Below are 18,420 nucleotides of genomic sequence, written 5' to 3' on the forward strand. Positions count from 1 at the left end.
CTTTTAGCCTGTTGGCAAATGTGCTGGCTGTTTTCAAAGGCGGTTAAGGTGCCTTTATCGCCGTGCCCGCTTTAATGGCTGCTTGAGCGAGGCTGACAATTTGCTTCTCTGCGGTATTGGAAAGGCTTTCATGAACTTTGCTTAGCTCATCCATTTGTTGACTAAGCATATCCATTGATGTGCTCAGGTTGTCGATCTCCATCTGTATCTGAGGATCTTCTCTATCGGCCGCAATATTGAGTAGAAGTTGCTGAGTTTGGCTGTTGATCGCGTCGCCTTTTTGCTGCATCTGTTCGCCTAACACTTTCATTTTCTCACCCTGTTGCTGCATGGGCATGATGGCGGTTTTTATTTGCGCCACTATGGCGGGATCTGTGATGACATAAGGCGTGCCTGCTTTTTTCACCCATAGGTAATCGGTATGATAAGGATTACCTTGGCGTTCAAGTTGCTCCCAATCGTCACTGTGACCAGCGCCAATAGTCATTTCGCCATCTTGCTGAACATAAATCCATGAGAAATCTGGCTGACTTTGGCTGAGCACCGATTTGCTGATGACTGATATACCTCCATCGGCACTGCTGCTCGTTGCTTGGCTCTTTGTTTGAGTCGCCCAAATGGCGGTTGGGATCAGAGCGAGAATAAACAGACTGCCCATAAGTTGAGTGCGCGTATTCATAGTGTTTCCTTGTATGGCTGTGTGGATCGGCGGGTTATGCCAGAGTTGCATTAACCTGCCACAGCAGAATCTGTGCCATAAAAATTTAATCTTACTTATCAATGTAATAATTGTTTAAGTGTCCGCGCATTGTTGCCGAGAAGGCGTAAGAGTGTCCGCTAATGTGTCCGTTCAAGCTGGTGGACACGGGTGGCTAAGTCGATGTATTTCTTTCGCCGAATTTGATTGTTAGCACTAGAATGAAGTGCTTGTGGGGTCGAGATAAAGGTGAATTTAATCACGATTTTTACACTATTTTGAATGCAATTTAAGGCATGACTCTTTGAGTCAGGTTAGGTTAAGCCGATCTAGGGTTAGCTATGGCAAGCGTTGAAGTAAACCACAGAATATAAAGGAATTGAGATGGTAAAGTTAATCAATAAGATGTTGAATAATCGACTGGGCTTCACTAGGTATTGCACCGCCGTTGTGATGGTGAGTTCGTTAAGTACAGGCGCCATGGCGGCCGATGCGCCTTCCTTTGACTGCGCAAAAGTCAATGCGGGCAGTATCGAAGCTATGGTTTGTAAGGATGCGGGACTGAGCCAACTCGATAATCAGTTAGCTGAGGTTTACAGCCAAGCGCTTGAAAAAGCAAAAAATGAACAGCCACCGACTTTAAAAGCGATGCAGCGTGGTTGGGTGAAAGGCCGTAATGAGTGCTGGAAGAGCGAGGATAAACACGCGTGTATTGAAGCTAGCTATCAAACCCGTATTGCCGAACTGCAGGCGCAGTACCGTTTAGTCGATATGACCGGCCCAGTGTTTTATGCCTGTGACGGCAGTCCTGCTAATGAAGTCGTAGTAACTTATTTTAAAACCGAACCCGCGACTCTAATTGCTGAACATGGTGATAGTACTTCATTGATGTTTGCACAACCCAGCGGCAGTGGTGCTAAGTATCAAGGCCGCAATGAAAGTCTTTGGGAACATCAAGGCGAAGCGAAAGTGGTTTGGGGCTTCGAAGCGCCAGAAATGACGTGTAAACTGGTGACCAAATAGGATTGATTTAAGGTTGCCATGAAACAAGCTCTAGTGCATATCGCCTTAGTCGTAAGAGATTACGATGAGGCGATTGATTTTTATGTTAATAAATTAAAATTCGAATTAGTCGAGGACACTTATCAAGCCGAGCAAGATAAGCGCTGGGTCGTCGTTGCGCCGCCGGGTTCTAAGGGCGCGTCTATTTTGTTAGCCCGGGCTTCTAAGCCAGAGCAGTTCGATTTTATCGGTAATCAGGCGGGTGGTCGGGTGTTCTTATTCTTGAATACTGATGACTTTTGGCGTGATTATCGCCGCATGGTCGCCGATGGCGTCGAATTTGCGCGCGAGCCACAAGAGCAAGACTATGGCACAGTCGCTGTGTTTAAAGATCTCTACGGTAACTTATGGGATTTACTGCAATTGAATGATGGGCATCCTATGGCGTACAGGTTAGCGTATCAGGATTCAGGATTAGAAGTTTACCCCTAATCCTAAGGTGTAACTGGTATCTCTGGTATTACCTATCACTGTTTGAGTGTCGTTGAAGTCATATTTAAATGACAAATAAATCCGCTGAGTGAGCAGATATTTAAGTCCAACGGTCGAGTTTGAGATGTAATCAATCGCTGGTATATCTGGGAAGGCAATTTGCAGATCGGCGTAGGACTCTAAAATGCCATCAAACCAATATTGTTTATAATTAAGCGATGCTGCCCAAGCGTTAAGCTCTAGCTTAAAAGACTGTTGTCCAAGCCAAAAATGGTTGTAGGTTACGACAAAATCGAGTTTGTCACGGCCCGCACCCCAAAAACGATAACCTGGGCCGAGTGCGGCATAGAAGCTATGGGTATCTGTGCCGAGTTTGTCCTCTTGATAAAAATTTTCCTGCCGTAACAGCCAATGCTCATTGATTAGATAGTCTAAGGAGTAGTGTCCTTCGAGGGTATTGCGCTTAGTTAAATCATCTTCGGTTTCGTAGCGTACTTCGGTCTTAATAGTGTGTCGCCATTGCAAGGTTTCCGCTGTGATATCGCCTTTGATATGTAGCTTCTGACTATTTTTCTTGTTTTTAGTGACATCGAGTGTGGTTTCTACGCTGCCGTTATAATTCCAAGCTGAGTCCGTATAGTGTTGGGAAAATCTCAGCTCATCCACTGGGGTTTGTTGGTGATTAATCAATACCATGCCATGTTGTTCAGAAGCCTGAATACTGATGTCCTGTATTGAGCGGCCGACACTCCAAGGTTTAGGCGTTGAGACTTCAAAACTGAGAATAGCACTGCGCTGAATGGCAATCTTAGGGGCATAGCTGGTTTTGATGATTAAATCTTGATCGTTGAATTCTTTGATTTCACCGCTAATTTTATCGCCATTGAGCAAGAAAACCGTATCGGCTAAGCACAAGGGGCTGAGACTACAGAGCGTAGCAGCAAGGTACAATGCTGGATTGGATATCAGATTATGCATCTTGCTTGTGAGCTCAAAATAAGGGCGTTAGTGTGTGGTTATTCTACCTGAACTCTAGCACTACAAAGCAATAACATTCGCTAAAAGTACTGATAAGGGATTGAAAACTGGCTCGCAATCCCTTACTTATTCGCCGTGTTAGCGGGAGTTAATTTCGGTGATTTTGAGGTTAATTAGCTGCTTCTGCCATTGGGCTTTATCTATACCTTCGACCCAAATCACGCTGCTTTTGCGCTGCTCGCCCTTGCGCAGATAGGTTTCTGGCATGCGGAAAATGGCTTCCCAGACTTCGAGTTTTTCGGTTTTTAATAAAGTACCATTATCGGCGAAGAAGCTGGCCTCGACTTCGACTAAGGTCACGTGCTCATTGCTGGTACTGGCAAGATCGAAACTGAGTCCAAGTTTATCGCCTTTCCATTGACCTTCGGCAAAGCTGACTTTGATGCCATCTTTACCGGTTGAGCCTAGTAGCTCAGGTTGGGCAATTGCGGTGGCAGTCAAGGTGGTAATAGGCGCAGCCACAGTTTGAGTGGCGAGAGCAACACTTGGGACGCTGGCAATATTGCTTGAGGTGCTCACTGCCGTCGCTGCTAAGGCATTGGGCGCAGCTTTGGTTTCTGTGATCACATATTCCCAGGTAAAGTCGTCTTTGAGTCTGACTTGGGCGCCATTTTCTAGGGTGATTTGAGCTACGTCGACGGCCATAACCGATGATGTTAGCAATAACAATGAGCTAAGTGCGCTAAGGCGTAATGAAGTTTGCATTAATTTTCTGGCTCCGATATCCGTCTGAGTCAATATTCTGCCCTAACATAAACAATTTGCCGCATATTAGTCACTGTCTAAGTCGTGTTTTGAAGAATAAAGTGGATTTAGCTGGAAGATACTGACTCGAATACAGATTGAGTTCACTGAGTGTGGCACTATATTGATAGCGCGGTGACAGGACACAGTCAGATAGCGGCAATGATCAATGAATTAAGCGAGAGGAGATTAATATGCAGATTAAACATGGAATTTATGGCGTCGTTATTAGCTTGGCATTGAGCGCGGCAGCATGGGCCGATGAAGCCCCTAAAGTCGGCTGCGCGGCTAAGTTAGAAGCCATCAGTGCTGAACTAGCCCAAGCCAAAGCAGCGGGTAATAAACATAAAGTTGACGGGCTCGAAAAGGCCTATGACGAAGTCTCAACCCATTGTGATGACGACAGTTTATATGCCGAGCGCGTCGCTAAAGTTGCGGCTTTAGAAGAAAAACTGACTGAGCGCCAAAACGAGTTGGCTAAAGCCATAGAAGAAGGTCGTTCTATGGATAAAATCAATAAGAAACGCAATAAGGTCGCCGAAGTGGAATTGGAGCTTGCTAAGGCGCGAGCCGAGCTAACCCAATAAGTCGCCTAGGCTCAGTCGTTTGGATAAGCATTAGGCTTAGCCCGCGTAACCTATGCTCAAAACTGTGGATTCTGTACTGGAGTTATAGCCCGCGCTCAGGATGAAATGTTCTGTAATGCGGTATCTTAGCCCAGCTTCTGCGCCCCAACGGGTGGTTTTATCTTCTTCCCATGTGGGTTTGCCATCGACAATTTTGGGTGAAATATTATTCGTGTAAGACACAGTGCTGATATAGCCGCTGCCGCCCGCATAAAAGCTTAAGTCGGCAGTGAGGCTGTAGCTTAACCCTAAGCGAAAGAGGCTTTCTTGGCGATATGACAGCGCTGGTTCTGGCACTATTACATCGGTTTCTCGGCTGCGGGCATAGCCGAGGTAATAGCCCCATTGCTGGTAATTATTATCGAAATGATAGGGTGCTAATGTAATGCCGTAGAGATTGTCTGCGGCGGGAACGTAATCCAGCATGAGGGCGATATAAGAAGGATTGGCGGTTTTCTCTGATTTATCTGACATCACCAATGGCTTCGAAGTGCTATATTCGGCAGCTTGAAGTGGTTGGCTTAGGTTCAATAGTCCAAAGCTAAGACAGGCTAGCATAGATGAATAACGACTCATGGGATGATTTCCTTGGGAACAGGTTGAAGATTGTTCATTTTCCTTTGTGCTCGGTCAATTCAAAATGCTAAAATTTCTTTTAAAATAAGTGTTTGTAAATTTATTGTGTTTGGATATCAGTATTTTCTAGGGTGACATTAACCGAGGTCAACTCGGCGGTTACCTTTGTATGGGTTTGTTGCGCTAGCGCCTACGTTGGAGTGGAATTGTGGATCAGGAAATAAGGCTCGAAATTTCGGCATGGCTAGCGGGTTTTGGGATTGATAGCCAACCCTCGGACGGCATATCAACCAGCATCATGATCATTGCCTGCTTACTGCTCGCGGGCATTGCTTATTTCATTGTTCGACGCGTGGTCATACGTGCGGTCAACATGGTGATCCTGCGCTCCAAAGTCACTTGGGACGATGTGTTCATGCGTTACAAGGTGCTCGAAAAGCTGGCCATGCTAGTGCCTGCAATCGTGCTCAATCTATTAGTGCCCATCGCCTTAACCGAACATCAAATCTTAAGTAATTTAGTCGATCGGCTGCTGAGTATTTGGCTGGTGGTGCTGATGATCCGCGCTATTTATGCGGGTTTAGATGCGGTCGATGAAATTTCAGATGTGAATCTGGTGAGTCGGCGTTTACCCGTTAAAAGCTTTGTGCAGTTAACTAAGCTGTTTTTATTCTTTGTCGGTATTATCGTATCTATCTCCATCTTGGCCGATCAGTCGCCTGTGTACTTCCTCAGCGGCTTAGGTGTGGCGACGGGTTTTGTGATGTTAGTGTTCCGCGACACTATCTTAGGTTTCGTGGCGGGCATTCAGTTAGCGGCTAACCGTATGGTGAGCAAGGGCGACTGGATCCAGATGGACAAATACGGCGCCGACGGTGCGGTAGAAGAAGTCTCGCTGACCACAGTTAAAGTGCGTAACTGGGACAAAACCATCACTATGATCCCCGCCTATGCCTTAGTGTCGGATGCATTTCGCAACTGGCGGGGCATGTCTGAGTCGGGTGGGCGAAGGATCAAACGCGCTGTTAATATCGACATCAACAGCATTAAGTTTTTGAGCGAGGAAGAGCACGAACGTCTTAGTAAGATCAATTGCTTAAAAGAATATTTCCCTGCCAAAATCAACGAAATCCGCGAGGCGAATGCCAGAGTCTCTGACCTTGATATGAAAGTGAATGGTCGCCATTTGACTAACGTCGGCACCTTCCGCGCTTACCTGCAGGAATACCTACAGCGTCACGATAAAGTGCACAAGGACATGACCCTAATGGTGCGTCAGCTCGCGCCAACCACAGAGGGTCTACCGATCGAGATTTATATCTTCACTAACGATACTCGCTGGGCATTTTATGAAGCGATACAAGCGGATATCTTCGACCATGTTTTTGCAATATTACCTGAGTTTGGTCTGCAGGCTTTCCAAGCGCCAACGGGTAACGATATTCGCAGCTTAAAATCGGTGAAGGTCGAGGGTTAGTCTCGACTGATCAGAATCGCGGCTAAGGTAAGAAATACACCGCCGCTGGTTCTGTCAAACCAATGCAGCTTGTTGCTCGCCTTTAGGCTGGGCGCAAGCACATTGGCCATGCTGGCGTAAATCATCACAAAGCTAAAATCCACTATTGCCCAAGTGGCTGCCAGTATCATAAGTTGCGGTAATTGCGGCGCGGCAAGATTGATAAATTGCGGAAACAGCGCGGCAAAAAACAGTAAATCCTTGGGATTACTGATCCCCACTAGAAACGCCTGCTGATAAAGTTGCCTTGGCGTGCCTTTGCCTTTTGATAGGTTGATCTCAAGGGGTTGACCTTGGTTCTTGGTCAGCAACAGCTTGATGCCTAAAAACACTAAATAGGCTGCACCGCACCATTTTAGCAAGGTAAAACCGTATTCTGAGGTGCTGATAATGGCGCCTAATCCCGCCGCTGACGCCATCATTAAGACTAAAGCGGCACTCACACTGCCAAGGCCTGTGGCTATGCTGCGCATCTTGCCGAAATGGATCCCGTGGGACATAGACAACATAGCGATGGGGCCGGGTGAGATCCCAATCAATACAATGGCCAAGAGATAGAGTAACCAAGTTTCGGGTTGCATGTGTGCCGCTCTAAATAGGGGGAAAGATTAATGCTTCGCACTCGCCACAAAATCAGGGATCACCTTAGGATGACGGCCTTTAATGGTGCGATAGAAGCTTAAAATCTCGTGCATGTCGGTCGCGATATCACCACTAGGCTGCAATGGCGTACGGATAACGACAGTGCGGCGGCTAAAGTCTAAGCCAACAGGAGTGATAGGTACGTGAGCCTTGCAGGCAATATGGTAGAAGCCGCACTTCCAGCGGGTCACTGGGCTACGGGTGCCTTCGGGCGCCAACGCTAGCTTATAATCGTTTTTCGATTCAAACAGCTGTACGGCAGCATCGACTAAGTTATTGTTTTTGCGTCTATCCACTGGGCTGCCGCCAATGGCGCGGAAGAACCAGCCCCAAGGCGGGATAAAGAGTTGGTGTTTACCGAGAAAGTGAATGCGAGTGCCCAGAGCACCACGAGCTAAGATACCCACAATGAAGTCCCAGTTACTGGTATGCGGTGCGACTATGATGATGTATTTAGCGCAGTCGGGCAGTTGGCCTTCTATCTGCCAGCCTGAAAGCTTAAGTAGCCAACGGCAAAGTGGTGTAAACATAGTTCGGTGCCCAGAGTCGAAAAATTAATAATATCATCAGCTTTTTTAGATTTTAAATTGGCTTTAGCAAGATAGTCTGTGCTGAATTCGCTATAGTACAGTTTAACCTGATTGTGGGGGAACAATACTATGTTGAAAAATGGACTATTAAACAAGGTTAGCTGGCAGCGTGTTTTTGCGGCACTTTTACTCTTAGTGACTTTCCATGTGAGTGCGGTGCCGACGGATGAAATTACGCAGATGCTCAAAGGCCAAGAAGACGCCTGGAATCGCGGCGATCTCGATGCTTATATGCAAGGTTACTGGAAGAGCGAGCAATTGCGCTTTGTCTCTAACGGTAAGTTCCGTTTCGGTTGGGAGGATACGCTCGCTGCCTATAAGAAAAATTATCCCAATAAAGAAGCTCTTGGTGAGCTGAAGTTCACGATCAAAGAAATCAAAATGCTCAGTAATTACGCCGCTATGGTCGTTGGGCGCTGGGATTTACGCCGGATAAAAGATGCTCCAACGGGCGTGTTTACCCTGTTGATTGAGAAAATTGACGATCGCTGGGTGATCACTATGGATCACAGTTCGGACTAAGCTACTGCTTTAATTGAACAACAGCGCTGACTAAAGTGCGCGTTTAACTCAGCACTGAAGGTGAGCTTTACGATAGTAAACAGTCTGGCTTAGCGGGTGGCTCGGCGGGCAAGGTTAAATGGAAATCCTGCTGTCCGAGCTGTCTACCTTTACCGTCGTATCTCACTTCGGTGAAATGCATGCCGCCCTCAGTATCCTCAAGTAGAATGCTGGTGGAGCGCGTACCATAGTCGGGGTGACGAATATAAATTGCGGCTAAGCGCCGTTCCCACTCTATCCCCACTCCCGTGTTCGGCAATTCATTATCTTGTGGTTGGGAGTCGTCTTTCATCAGCTGTAACAGCGCTTGCACTTCTAGGTTGTCTGACTGACTTATCAAGGTTTCTAGCGCTTGTTGTCCCTTCGCCATTTTCGGCCAAATATCATCGAGTGCGCCATTGCTAATGGCATGAAACCCATCGGCGAGTTTAACTGTGTCTTTATTGATGCTGTTAAAACAATATAAGTCAGTACCTTGGCCGAAGATGAGATTGAATGGTTGATAATTGTCACTGTGCTCAACGAGCCAATTCGGGCACACGAGCGACCCAGAGTTGAGTGTCATAGTGATGAGTTCACCACGACTACGCATGGCTTGTGGGGGCTTTTGCGGTACGCGTAAATTCGTCACAGCGGCGACTTGTCCCTGCTTATTCACCCCAAACCAAGTGCCGCCCGCCTGCAGATCTTTTCCTGCGAGTATGTTTTCTTCCGGTGGCCAAAAGTGTGCTGGCGCGGTCGGTCTATGGTGAAACTCATCACGGTTGGCACAGATGATTAAGGGATACTTAGGATGGGCATTAATGGCGACAAAGAGTATGCACATAGCAGGCTAAATTAATCCAAAGGTAGATTAACTTAGCCTGTCTGCTCACAAATGAACAGTGTTAGTGGTGCGAGTGCTTATCCGCTTTTGCTTTTTCGTGTGTATGTTCATCGGAATGATCATGGGCACTAGGTATTTCAGTCGTGCTTTGAACAGATGCGTGCGAAGCGCTATGGCTATGAGCATGTTCGTGGGAATGTCCATGCGCGTGTGAATGACTATGCGAGTTCGCTACCGGCTTGCTCAGCATTAAGCGGCGTAAAAATTTACGTGGGCCTAAGCGTAGTAAGCTGGCGGCAAATAATCCCGACAGGATCAGCAGCGCGATTAAGTTCACCACTTCCGGTAAAGTGAACAGCGAGAACCACAGTGGTAGACGCAGTGCAGCGACTAAACTCAGCGCAATAATACTCAGTAATATTGCCCTTTGTGGCCATGTCATTAACTTAAGCTGCGCTATGTTAAGCACTGGTGCGGCAATCAGCGGCATGATAATCGCGATAGGGCTCCAGCCACTATAGGCCAGTGCAAGAGCCAGCACCGCTGCGCCTAAGTTGCAGAAACGCATAGGTAAAAATACGAGCAACAGCACTATAACCTGCAGCAGCGGATTGCTTAATGGCACCGAAGGATGGCCGATTAAATTCACTAGGACTAGGCTGAGTAAAATCCACGGTGCGCTGCGATCGACTAAATGTGCAAAGCCGAAACGCAGGGCATTGTTAGGTAATTTAGTGTGTGGATCGGTAATAGTAACGTTAGCGTGGCTTAAATAAGCGCTAAGAATAAAGACCACAAGTAACTGGAATAACGCTAGCCAAGGACCGAGTAACAGGGCGGTGATCACTAAGGCTTCTGGCCCCGCTAAGCGTTGAAACCAGCGGCGGGCTAAGCTGCTATCCTGCGGTGTTAAACCGAATTTGAAGCGCAGCGCAGCCGCACCATAGCTCAGCAGTAATATGGGCGCGAGTGTCAGTAGCCAAGTCATTAATTGTTCTGTGCTGTGATCATGGTGGGCATGTTCGTGGCCGCCAGAATCCATTAATAGCAGCATCACGAGCAAGCCTATGCCGAGCAAACTACCTATGCCAGCTTGGTATTCGTATTTGCCTTGCTTGTCGGTATCGTGTTGACCGTGGGGTTGATGTAGCACCACATGCAAAATAGAACCGGTAACAAACGCTTGTAAATAAACGGTATTCTCTAAACTGAGCTGAGTGATTAATTGCTCGCCTGCAAAGTAACCTACACCCGTAAGCAGCATCATAGCGACCAGCACTAAGCTAGCCCAGCGGGTGCCGACTTGAGGTTTGAGTAACCACCAAATGGCGAGGCCGACGGGGAGGCGATGCATAATGACCCCGAGTGCGAGTAAAATCGAATTGCCATCTTGCTGCGCCAATACCATAGCGCCACCGTCTGTGATGGTGTGCAGTAGCAAGCCGCCAATCCCTAGGGATAAGGTGAGATTATGGGTGATTTCTGAATAACGGTGGAAAAGGCGCTCGCTAGCGGTCGGTCCCCAGATACCTAGGAATACAAAGACTACGGCTAACAAACCGCCATGCTGAAGTAGCTCTGGCAAGATGTGGATCAGCACTAATCCGCCTAATGAGACGAATATAAAGCCATCGAGCCCCTTCTGTAATCCGCTGCCCGATGAAAAGTAGCGATAAAACAGTGGTCCAATTAAGAGTGCGATACAGCTAGCAAGAAGATAGAGCATGGATTCCACGGAAATTTGCTGAAAAAACGCCATAGTATACCAGCTGTAAGTCAAAGTGAGCAGTGACTTGCTGGCAATTTACCAAACTGACATTTTGCGCTGGGATTTTCGGGGGCGAATTTTATTCACTTTAGCCATTTAGCGGAGAAATTTTCAGTTCAACATCGAGAAAAGGTACTATACCCAAGCTACCTGAAGATACGAGTTTCAGAGCGCCGAGGGTGCTTCAATTCAAGGCGCATCAATGACAGAATGTCGGCCACCTTTTGAATTGTTGCAACACGGAAGTGGAGCTCCCTAGGCGCTCCGTTCCGGCGGGTTGTAACGTACTTTATGCCGTGTTGGTTATTTTTAACTTAGCCCACTAGGTCCGCAAATAACCGCCTTGCCTAAAGTGCGTTACATTCCCGCTGAATCCTGCATCTTCAGGTTGTTTGGGTATATAATATGGGCTTATGTTGGCTTGGGTGTTGATACGTTAAATGGATATATTTTCTGCTGCGGTAATGTTGTTTTTGATCATGGACCCCCTGGGGAATTTGCCGATTTTTGCGTCGATTCTACGGCATATCGATCCCAAGAAACGTCGTAAGGTATTGATCCGCGAGTTACTCTTCGCCTTAGTGATCATGCTGTCTTTCCTTTATGCGGGTGAGGCTATCTTAAGTTTCTTAAATCTTCGCTCTGAGTCTGTGAGTATCGCGGGCGGGATTATTCTGTTTCTTATCGCGATTAAAATGATTTTCCCCCAACCCGGTGGTGTCGTTGGATTAGCCGCGGGAGAAGAGCCATTTATCGTGCCTATGGCCATTCCCTTGATGGCAGGTCCATCGATTCTTGCCGCTTTGATTCTACTGGCACACACAGATAGCTCACGCATGGGCGATTGGACCATAGCATTAGTGTCTGCTTGGGGGGCAAGCGCAGTGATCTTAATGTTTTATAAACTCTTCACCCGTGTGCTGGGTGAAAAAGGCCTCACTGCGGTTGAGCGTTTGATGGGCATGGTATTGGTCATGATCTCAGTACAAATGTTCCTCGACGGTATTTCAAATTATCTAAAAACCGCCGGCTAAATTTATCTCGCTCGCTTAAAACGAAACCGCATTAACGCTGTTAATGCGGTTTTTTTATGGCAGGGATTTGGCTGGAATGCCCTCAGCATAGAGGTTTGCTGAATAAACGCTGACAAAAGTGTAAATCGTGCCAGCGAAGTAATGTATCAAGTTGTTACTTCAACGCAGTGCTGATAATGTCAAAAACTCTGTCTCTCTATCTTGAGATAGATAAACCCTGAGTAGATGACTCATAAAGGCAAATTTGTCTTAATACAAAGAGACACTAGTCTTAATAAATAGAATGGCGTTGGCTGTTACAGTAAGGATGTTAAAAATGCGAAGTGCAAAAGGCGTGACAGCGTTTGGACTGATGTTGGCATTGATTAGCGGCGCGAGTATTGCGGCTCCGAATCATACGCCTGCAGATGCGGGTGTGATTAATAAAGATCGAATTTTATATTGGTTGATTAAACGTGGCGAAGTGGCCGCCGATGCCAGTGATAGCGTCAAGCAGGAAGCGATAGAAGCGTATATTCATCGTGCCACCTTGACTCAACCTAAGGCGCCGCGCATCGAAGTTGAAGCCGAGCATGCGCGTCTGCAAAGAGCGAAGTCATCGCAAATGATGCGCTCACCCGCACAGCGTTTGCTGGTTGATGCGGATGTAAAAAAAACCGTTAAAGTACTCACTGTATTAGTGGATTTCCCTGATTTAAAACATGATAACAATGGCTTAAGTGCGGGCGATACAGCCATGTATTACCCAAGTTATCCTGCGTCCCACTACAAGGCATTACTCTTTTCGACGACAGGCTTTAACGGTCCACAGGGGCAGACGTTAGATTCGGGCTATCAATATTATCAAGCGGTTTCTGGGCAAACTTTCTCCTTCACTGGGGACGTAAAGGGTTGGTATCCCGCCTCACAAAATGCCGAATACTATGGTGCTAATGATCCAGATACTCGTAGTGATTCACAGGTCGAACAATTGGTAAAAGAAGCCGTATCTCAAGCCGTCGCGAATATGTCTCCTGCAGAGTTGGCTAGCTATGATGTTGAAGACCAAAATGATTTGAACAACAACGGTAATTACAACGAGCCCGATGGCATTATCGACCATGTGATGATTTTCCACTCTAGCATAGGTGAAGAAGCCGGTGGTGGAGCTTTAGGCGCGAGTGCAATTTGGTCGCATCGATTTTTTGTTGACCAAGCAACCAATGGCTATGCGCTTCCTGGTACGGATAAAAAAGTATTCGGTTATACCATTCAGCCTATCGATGCGGCCACGGGCGTGTGTACCCATGAGTTTGGCCATGATTTAGGTCTGCCAGATGAATACGATACCACTGAAAATGATAATAAAGACGGCTCGCCTGTAGGGTTATGGTCTTTGATGTCTGGTGGAAGTTGGGCTGGCGCTATCGCTGGTGCCCAGCCGAGTGGCTTTAGTCCCTATGCGCGCTCTTACCTACAGGAAAGATATAAAGGTAAGTGGTTGAATGAACGTGAAATCAGTTTAGATAGTATTCCAAAATCTGGCATGGATGTGACCTTGAATGAGGCGGTTAATCATCAGGCGGTTAACCAGATCTCCATTCCACTTCCTCCAACGCCAATCCCCTTTAAAACACCTTATCAGGGCAGTTATCAGTATTATTCTGGTCAAGGGGATATGCTGAATAACAGCATGAATTTCAATGTTACTTTGCCCGCAGTCACGACAGATAAACTGATCCTGAGTATGAAAGCCAGTTGGAGTATTGAACGTGACTATGACTACATGCAAGTGAAAGTGGATGGTGAGGCTATTGCGGGTAATTACACTAAGTTTAACAATGGGGTAAATAGCGCTCGTCATATTATTACTGGCGAGTCGTCTGCGATTGCTCAGGCGGAAGGCAATGATGCTTGGGTAACGTTAGAGTATGATTTATCTGCCTATTCAGGGAAAACGATTGCGGTCGAGATCAATTATGTCACCGATGACTATACCGGAGGGTCAGGGATCACCCTCGATAACATCAGCGTTAAACAAAATACCACTGAGTTCTATAGTGATAACGCCGAAGTTGCGGATAAAGTGACGTTCTATGGTTATAGTCGGATTAAGGACTCACGTCCTGGGCCAGCATCTCGCTATCTTATCCAACTGCGTAGCCATAACGGTGTCGATGCTGGCTTAAACGTGGCAAGTTTTGATCCTGGTGTATTAGTCTGGTTAGAAGATTTTGGTTACAGTGACAATAATGTCTCGGATCATGCGGGCCATGGCTTGATTGGCGTGATTGATGCTGACCAAAACCTGATTGGCACTCGCTCTACCGAGGTACAAATCCGCGATGCAGCCTTTAGCACAGTAAAACAAACCTTCTATGCAGGTGACAATAATCGCGATGCTGTCAGTTTATTTGATGATAGTCTAGATTACAGTGCGCCGCTACAACCCCAGTCAGGTATGGTATTGCAGCAGTTAGGTTTGACGATGCAGGTACTATCGCAAGCCAGTAATAACAGCACAGCGGTTATTCGGTTAGCAAATGCAAATTCTGATGCTGTAGCGCCGTTAACAGTCAGTTTTACTAATACAGTCAATCAATTAGTTGTAAACTTCACCAGTAATGTCAATGGTGGTGCGGGAGCATTAACCTACGCTTGGGATTTTGGTGATGGCACCACAAGTGCAGCGGCTTCGCCAACCCATACCTACGCAAGCGCAGGCTCTTATACTGTGACGCTTACAGTAACTGATGCGCAAAATACTAAAGATATTAGTAGTCTGACAGTGACCGTTACTGCACCAGTTACGCCGCCAGTCACACCTCCGGTGACTCCGCCGGCGAATGAAAGTTCTGGCGGTGGTAGTCTAGGTTGGTTGAGCCTTGCTTTCCTTGGCTTATTGACTTGGCGTCGTCAGTTAAATATTCGCTAAGTGAATCGCGTAATAGCAGATCAAAAATGCCTCTAATTTAGAGGCATTTTTATTTGTCATCAGTCATTAGTGCAGCTTTGGCTAAAGCTCGGATTCAAGCTTACGGATAGCTTGCTCGGCCGCAGGCAGAAAGATTTCACTGACGATCATTTCGTGTTCACCGTGATGAAAATAGCGGCGGCGTCCCCAGAGTTCATGTTCGACACTCTGATCTAAACTTTCGGCTAAATGCGCGAGGCGGCTACAGGTCTCAAAACTGGCGACTTCGATTCTGCCAGGGACAAAATGATCTTGGCTAAACAGTAGTTCACCTAAGGGGCGGGTGCCCAGCCCTAAAAAATCCGCTTGGCGCTCGGCCATTAACTTTTCGGGGATCAAGGTTCTGGCAAACACCCAAGGGATTGAGTCGAGGCAAAGTAACACTTCGCGGATCCATACTGAGCCTTGCTGGGGATATTCGCCATCTAAGGGCGCATGCAGTCCTTCGCCAAGGACTTTGACTTCAAATTGAGTGCAGCAAGTTTTGAGTTTTTGAGTTAGGCTGCCAGTGGCAAGTAACCATTCTTTCAAGGGCGATTTGGGGAGTTTGTTGGCGCTTTCGGCACAAAACCACTGAATAGATTCACCATAGGGGAAGCTTAAGCTAGTCACATTCATTAAATACTCGTTACAATATAGGCAAACGTCGGCAGTCTAGCATGTCGCGACGCGAGCAGATAGATTGGGAAGTTTCTTCCATTACCATTATTGTTTTTAGGGAGCCGTAAGCCGCTATGAAAAAATTACTCTCAGTCTGTCTGATCCTGTTTACCAGTGTTTTCAGTGTTTATGCGGCCGATGAAAAAGAAGCGGCACCTGCGGCGACGCCTACGGGGGAGTACGCCTACTATGGTTTTGAGCCTGAAATCGTCACTAACTACATTTCTAACCGTAAGAAATTAGGGTTTGTGAAGATCAGCGTCGAGTTAATGGTTAAGAGCCCAGATGATTTGGTCACAGTTGAGCGTCACGATCCGCTATTACGCGCCGCGATTGTGGAAGTATTAGGTAATCAATCGGAAGAAAAGATTAAGTCACTCACTGGCCGTGAAGAAATCCGTCGTGAGTGCTTCGATATGGTCAATAATCTGCTCACCAAAGAAGCGGGTAAAGCCTTGATTGTAAACTTACTCTTTACCTCTTATCTGTACGATTAATTCATTGTCCTATTCTATGGGCTGACTTATTTCGGCCCATTGCGTTACAAGAGCTGCTATGTCAAAACCTGCCGTGAAATCCGTTCCATCAGCGACTGCGAAAACCGCAACCCGTGCAGTTAACATCCGCCAAAAAGTTAAAGCACCCAAGCAGGCTAAACCTGAAGGCAGAGCAAAGCCAAGCAAAGACAAACCCAGAGCTGAAATCAAAAAAGCCCTGCATCCGCGTAATGCCCACTTGAATGGCTATGATTTTCCAGCGCTAATCAGTGCATTCCCTCAGCTGAAAACCTTTGTGCGGCCCACGCCCTATGGCGCGCTATCGATAGATTTTGCCGACCCGCTGGCAGTTAAAACCCTCAATGCGGCGCTACTCAAACATCACTATGGAGTTGGTTCTTGGGATATTCCTCAGGGAGCACTTTGTCCCCCTATTCCCGGTCGCGTCGATTATGTGCATTACGTGGCAGATCTGTTAGCCGAAGGCGATAAGTCATGTGCCATGGATAAGGTGAGGGTGCTGGATATTGGCACAGGCGCAAACGGTATTTATCCCATATTGGGCTGCCAAGTGTACGGCTGGCAATATGTTGCCTCGGATATCAATGCCCATTCTCTCACCAATGTGCAGAGTATTATCGAGCAAAATCCAGTGCTGCAAGGGCGGATAAGTTTACGATTACAGCCGGATGACAAGGCGGTCTTCAAGGGAATTGTTCAGCCCGAAGAGCATTTTGAGCTCACCCTGTGTAATCCTCCATTTCATGCCTCTATGGCCGAAGCGAGCGAAGGTACAAAGCGTAAGGTGAATAATCTACAGCTTAATCGGGGGAGCTCAGTAAAGGCTGCACCTAAGCTGAATTTCGGCGGCCAAGCGGCAGAGCTTTGGTGCCAAGGTGGAGAGCGACAGTTCTTGGCGACCATGATCCGTGAGAGTCAGATGTTTGCAGACCAATGCCTGTGGTTCACTAGCCTAGTGTCGAAGCAAGAAAACCTGAAACCTTGTTATCAAGCCTTAGCACAGTTGAACGTCGATACAGTGAAGACGATTGAAATGCAGCAAGGCAATAAAATTACGCGGGTCTTAGCGTGGAGCTTTCAGTCGGCCGCTAAGCGCAAAATCTGGCGCGCTGAACACTTAGCCAATTAAGATTTTCAGTTTACTTAATAACAAAACAGGCGCCAATGGCGCCTGTTTTGATTAAAGGTAAAAATAACCACTGTTACTGCGGCTTTTCTTCCTGATGATCACGGCGGAATAACGCCCACTCTTCCATGGCTTCACCGTTTGGCAAGGTACAGATGCCATGCTCACCTTCGGCGGTTTTCTCTATTGCCAAGCTACCACCCTGGGAGATGCAATACTCAGAGGCGGGATTGGCAATTTTAACTTGCGCAGCAGGCTTTTCAGCTTCGCCGCAACCCACGAGTGCCACAGTTGCCAGCAGTAAAGTTGCAGCAAGCGGTAATAGGACTTTCATAGACACTCCTTGGTGACTTATTTACGCCCTAAAATTCGCAGAATGCGTAGGAATAAGTTGATGATATCCATATACAAAGCGGCAGCGCTATCGATGGCATTATCTATGGTTTTAGGGATCTGATTCGCCCGTCCCCAGTCGTAACCTATATACCCGCAGAAAATCAGCACCACTATCCAATCTAAAATGCCGTGGTGAGTATTAAAGATAAACACTTCAATTAGCTCGACTACGATAACCAGCAACAAAGCAATCGTGAGTGCACCGGCAATTTTCTGGAAAAAGGCGGGAAAGAGTGTGCCTAAACACATCATGGCAATGGTTACTAGGCCAGTAATGCGAATGGCTTCCGTCACTAATTCAGGGTCGTATTGACTGACTACCATATTGATAATTAAGCCGAAGGGGACGACTACAAAGTTGTAGCCAATAAAGCTGACCACGGGATTGCTCGATTTTTGAAACAGATAAATCCCGAAAAAACAGGAGGCAAAATAGCCGATAAAGAAAATCCAAGGATTCACGCTGGCAATCGCTTCTGGGTCGATATTGGTGACCATCCAATAGTTAACCGCAAAACCCCAAATCAGCGTGAGGCCGATAACGAGGTTGTACATGCCTGCGCCAACGATGGGATCGTCTGTGGTCATGCGATCAAATACACTGTTTTCCGAATCCATATGTTTTCCTTGTGATTTCCTTATATTAACTGGTCGT

General features: G+C 46.9%; 20 protein-coding genes. 9 read left to right on the forward strand and 11 right to left on the reverse strand.

Going from position 1 to position 18,420, the window contains the following annotated elements; translation table 11 throughout:
- Nucleotides 1-43 precede the first annotated feature (43 nt).
- Nucleotides 44-679 (reverse strand): hypothetical protein, encoded by a 636-nt coding sequence (locus tag Q4Q54_RS16175; RefSeq protein WP_311905777.1) that lies wholly within the window; start codon nt 677-679, stop codon nt 44-46.
- Between the two features lie 402 nt (nt 680-1,081).
- Here Q4Q54_RS16175 and Q4Q54_RS16180 point away from each other — a divergent pair, with 402 nt between their 5' ends.
- Both Q4Q54_RS16180 and Q4Q54_RS16185 read left to right on the forward strand, forming a co-directional pair.
- Nucleotides 1,082-1,720: an MliC family protein gene (locus tag Q4Q54_RS16180; RefSeq protein ID WP_311988972.1), complete on the forward strand. Its 639-nt coding sequence runs from the start codon at nt 1,082-1,084 to the stop codon at nt 1,718-1,720.
- Nucleotides 1,721-1,738: 18 nt separating this feature from the next.
- Nucleotides 1,739-2,191, forward strand: a complete 453-nt coding sequence (locus Q4Q54_RS16185; RefSeq protein ID WP_311905779.1) for a VOC family protein — start codon at nt 1,739-1,741, stop codon at nt 2,189-2,191.
- Here Q4Q54_RS16185 and Q4Q54_RS16190 read toward each other — a convergent pair.
- Together Q4Q54_RS16190 and Q4Q54_RS16195 are read right to left on the reverse strand one after the other, a co-directional pair.
- On the reverse strand, nt 2,174-3,169 hold the full coding sequence (locus Q4Q54_RS16190; RefSeq protein ID WP_311905780.1) for a DUF481 domain-containing protein: 996 nt from the start codon (nt 3,167-3,169) through the stop codon (nt 2,174-2,176). The two genes, Q4Q54_RS16185 and Q4Q54_RS16190, sit on opposite strands and share 18 nt — an antisense overlap.
- 138 nt (nt 3,170-3,307) lie before the next feature.
- Nucleotides 3,308-3,934 carry a DUF3157 family protein gene (locus tag Q4Q54_RS16195; protein WP_311988973.1) on the reverse strand — a complete coding sequence of 209 codons (627 nt, stop codon included), beginning with the start codon at nt 3,932-3,934 and terminating at the stop codon, nt 3,308-3,310.
- 233 nt (nt 3,935-4,167) lie between these two features.
- Between Q4Q54_RS16195 and Q4Q54_RS16200 the strand changes: the two genes are divergently transcribed.
- Nucleotides 4,168-4,560, forward strand: coding sequence for a DUF1090 domain-containing protein (locus tag Q4Q54_RS16200; RefSeq protein ID WP_311988974.1), 393 nt, complete (start codon nt 4,168-4,170; stop codon nt 4,558-4,560).
- Between the two features lie 36 nt (nt 4,561-4,596).
- Here Q4Q54_RS16200 and Q4Q54_RS16205 read toward each other — a convergent pair whose 3' ends face one another.
- Entirely contained in the window at nt 4,597-5,175 is a 579-nt protein-coding gene (locus tag Q4Q54_RS16205) for a TonB-dependent receptor (protein ID WP_311988975.1), read from the reverse strand.
- Nucleotides 5,176-5,383: 208 nt separating this feature from the next.
- Between Q4Q54_RS16205 and Q4Q54_RS16210 the strand changes: the two genes are divergently transcribed.
- On the forward strand, nt 5,384-6,652 hold the full coding sequence (locus tag Q4Q54_RS16210; protein ID WP_311988976.1) for a mechanosensitive ion channel domain-containing protein: 1,269 nt from the start codon (nt 5,384-5,386) through the stop codon (nt 6,650-6,652).
- Here Q4Q54_RS16210 and Q4Q54_RS16215 read toward each other — a convergent pair.
- On the reverse strand, nt 6,649-7,272 hold the full coding sequence (locus Q4Q54_RS16215; protein WP_311988977.1) for a LysE family translocator: 624 nt from the start codon (nt 7,270-7,272) through the stop codon (nt 6,649-6,651). The two genes, Q4Q54_RS16210 and Q4Q54_RS16215, sit on opposite strands and share 4 nt — an antisense overlap.
- Nucleotides 7,273-7,299: 27 nt before the next feature.
- A complete protein-coding gene (locus Q4Q54_RS16220) occupies nt 7,300-7,863 on the reverse strand; it encodes a lysophospholipid acyltransferase family protein (RefSeq protein WP_311988978.1) in 564 nt (187 codons plus the stop codon).
- A 129-nt stretch (nt 7,864-7,992) separates the two neighbouring features.
- Between Q4Q54_RS16220 and Q4Q54_RS16225 the strand changes: the two genes are divergently transcribed.
- Nucleotides 7,993-8,445, forward strand: a complete 453-nt coding sequence (locus Q4Q54_RS16225; protein ID WP_012586411.1) for a YybH family protein — start codon at nt 7,993-7,995, stop codon at nt 8,443-8,445.
- Nucleotides 8,446-8,512: 67 nt separating this feature from the next.
- On the opposite strand, the gene Q4Q54_RS16230 is transcribed toward Q4Q54_RS16225, so the two are convergent.
- Together Q4Q54_RS16230 and Q4Q54_RS16235 are read right to left on the reverse strand one after the other, a co-directional pair.
- Nucleotides 8,513-9,310, reverse strand: coding sequence for an NRDE family protein (locus Q4Q54_RS16230; protein WP_311988979.1), 798 nt, complete (start codon nt 9,308-9,310; stop codon nt 8,513-8,515).
- Nucleotides 9,311-9,371: 61 nt separating this feature from the next.
- Entirely contained in the window at nt 9,372-11,036 is a 1,665-nt protein-coding gene (locus Q4Q54_RS16235) for a metal transporter (protein ID WP_311989002.1), read from the reverse strand.
- 482 nt (nt 11,037-11,518) lie between these two features.
- On the opposite strand from Q4Q54_RS16235, the gene Q4Q54_RS16240 reads away from it, so the two are divergent.
- Nucleotides 11,519-12,112 carry a YhgN family NAAT transporter gene (locus Q4Q54_RS16240; RefSeq protein WP_011848195.1) on the forward strand — a complete coding sequence of 198 codons (594 nt, stop codon included), beginning with the start codon at nt 11,519-11,521 and terminating at the stop codon, nt 12,110-12,112.
- 316 nt (nt 12,113-12,428) lie between these two features.
- Nucleotides 12,429-15,026: an immune inhibitor A domain-containing protein gene (locus tag Q4Q54_RS16245; RefSeq protein ID WP_311988980.1), complete on the forward strand. Its 2,598-nt coding sequence runs from the start codon at nt 12,429-12,431 to the stop codon at nt 15,024-15,026.
- Nucleotides 15,027-15,107: 81 nt separating this feature from the next.
- On the opposite strand, the gene Q4Q54_RS16250 is transcribed toward Q4Q54_RS16245, so the two are convergent.
- Nucleotides 15,108-15,683: a chorismate lyase gene (locus tag Q4Q54_RS16250; RefSeq protein WP_311988981.1), complete on the reverse strand. Its 576-nt coding sequence runs from the start codon at nt 15,681-15,683 to the stop codon at nt 15,108-15,110.
- Between the two features lie 116 nt (nt 15,684-15,799).
- Between Q4Q54_RS16250 and Q4Q54_RS16255 the strand changes: the two genes are divergently transcribed.
- Entirely contained in the window at nt 15,800-16,222 is a 423-nt protein-coding gene (locus tag Q4Q54_RS16255) for a flagellar basal body-associated protein FliL (protein ID WP_012586415.1), read from the forward strand.
- A 58-nt stretch (nt 16,223-16,280) separates the two neighbouring features.
- On the forward strand, nt 16,281-17,372 hold the full coding sequence (rlmF, locus tag Q4Q54_RS16260) for a 23S rRNA (adenine(1618)-N(6))-methyltransferase RlmF (protein ID WP_311988982.1): 1,092 nt from the start codon (nt 16,281-16,283) through the stop codon (nt 17,370-17,372).
- Nucleotides 17,373-17,445: 73 nt separating this feature from the next.
- On the opposite strand, the gene Q4Q54_RS16265 is transcribed toward rlmF, so the two are convergent.
- Both Q4Q54_RS16265 and Q4Q54_RS16270 read right to left on the reverse strand, forming a co-directional pair.
- The gene (locus Q4Q54_RS16265; protein WP_259582584.1) at nt 17,446-17,703 is read right to left on the reverse strand and encodes a DUF333 domain-containing protein; all 258 of its coding nucleotides are present in this window, start codon (nt 17,701-17,703) and stop codon (nt 17,446-17,448) included.
- A gap of 17 nt (nt 17,704-17,720) precedes the next feature.
- Nucleotides 17,721-18,383 carry a Bax inhibitor-1 family protein gene (locus tag Q4Q54_RS16270; protein ID WP_115335965.1) on the reverse strand — a complete coding sequence of 221 codons (663 nt, stop codon included), beginning with the start codon at nt 18,381-18,383 and terminating at the stop codon, nt 17,721-17,723.
- Nucleotides 18,384-18,420: the final 37 nt, after the last annotated feature.

This window comes from Shewanella sp. SP2S2-4 (genome assembly GCF_031932025.1).
In the GTDB taxonomy this organism is placed as follows: Bacteria; Pseudomonadota; Gammaproteobacteria; order Enterobacterales; family Shewanellaceae; genus Shewanella; species Shewanella baltica.

Excerpts from the sequence above, each read along its gene's own strand:
- Q4Q54_RS16255 (WP_012586415.1), top strand. The coding sequence starts at position 15,800 with ATGAAAAAATTACTCTCAGTCTGTCTGATCCTGTTTACCAGTGTTTTC.
- Q4Q54_RS16215 (WP_311988977.1), bottom strand. The coding sequence starts at position 7,272 with ATGCAACCCGAAACTTGGTTACTCTATCTCTTGGCCATTGTATTGATT.
- Q4Q54_RS16190 (WP_311905780.1), bottom strand. The coding sequence starts at position 3,169 with ATGCATAATCTGATATCCAATCCAGCATTGTACCTTGCTGCTACGCTC.
- Q4Q54_RS16240 (WP_011848195.1), top strand. The coding sequence starts at position 11,519 with ATGGATATATTTTCTGCTGCGGTAATGTTGTTTTTGATCATGGACCCC.
- Q4Q54_RS16175 (WP_311905777.1), bottom strand. The coding sequence starts at position 679 with ATGAATACGCGCACTCAACTTATGGGCAGTCTGTTTATTCTCGCTCTG.
- Q4Q54_RS16270 (WP_115335965.1), bottom strand. The coding sequence starts at position 18,383 with ATGGATTCGGAAAACAGTGTATTTGATCGCATGACCACAGACGATCCC.
- Q4Q54_RS16235 (WP_311989002.1), bottom strand. The coding sequence starts at position 11,036 with ATGCTCTATCTTCTTGCTAGCTGTATCGCACTCTTAATTGGACCACTG.
- Q4Q54_RS16265 (WP_259582584.1), bottom strand. The coding sequence starts at position 17,703 with ATGAAAGTCCTATTACCGCTTGCTGCAACTTTACTGCTGGCAACTGTG.
- Q4Q54_RS16250 (WP_311988981.1), bottom strand. The coding sequence starts at position 15,683 with ATGAATGTGACTAGCTTAAGCTTCCCCTATGGTGAATCTATTCAGTGG.
- Q4Q54_RS16230 (WP_311988979.1), bottom strand. The coding sequence starts at position 9,310 with ATGTGCATACTCTTTGTCGCCATTAATGCCCATCCTAAGTATCCCTTA.
- Q4Q54_RS16245 (WP_311988980.1), top strand. The coding sequence starts at position 12,429 with ATGCGAAGTGCAAAAGGCGTGACAGCGTTTGGACTGATGTTGGCATTG.
- Q4Q54_RS16205 (WP_311988975.1), bottom strand. The coding sequence starts at position 5,175 with ATGAGTCGTTATTCATCTATGCTAGCCTGTCTTAGCTTTGGACTATTG.
- rlmF (WP_311988982.1), top strand. The coding sequence starts at position 16,281 with ATGTCAAAACCTGCCGTGAAATCCGTTCCATCAGCGACTGCGAAAACC.
- Q4Q54_RS16200 (WP_311988974.1), top strand. The coding sequence starts at position 4,168 with ATGCAGATTAAACATGGAATTTATGGCGTCGTTATTAGCTTGGCATTG.
- Q4Q54_RS16220 (WP_311988978.1), bottom strand. The coding sequence starts at position 7,863 with ATGTTTACACCACTTTGCCGTTGGCTACTTAAGCTTTCAGGCTGGCAG.
- Q4Q54_RS16185 (WP_311905779.1), top strand. The coding sequence starts at position 1,739 with ATGAAACAAGCTCTAGTGCATATCGCCTTAGTCGTAAGAGATTACGAT.
- Q4Q54_RS16195 (WP_311988973.1), bottom strand. The coding sequence starts at position 3,934 with ATGCAAACTTCATTACGCCTTAGCGCACTTAGCTCATTGTTATTGCTA.
- Q4Q54_RS16180 (WP_311988972.1), top strand. The coding sequence starts at position 1,082 with ATGGTAAAGTTAATCAATAAGATGTTGAATAATCGACTGGGCTTCACT.
- Q4Q54_RS16225 (WP_012586411.1), top strand. The coding sequence starts at position 7,993 with ATGTTGAAAAATGGACTATTAAACAAGGTTAGCTGGCAGCGTGTTTTT.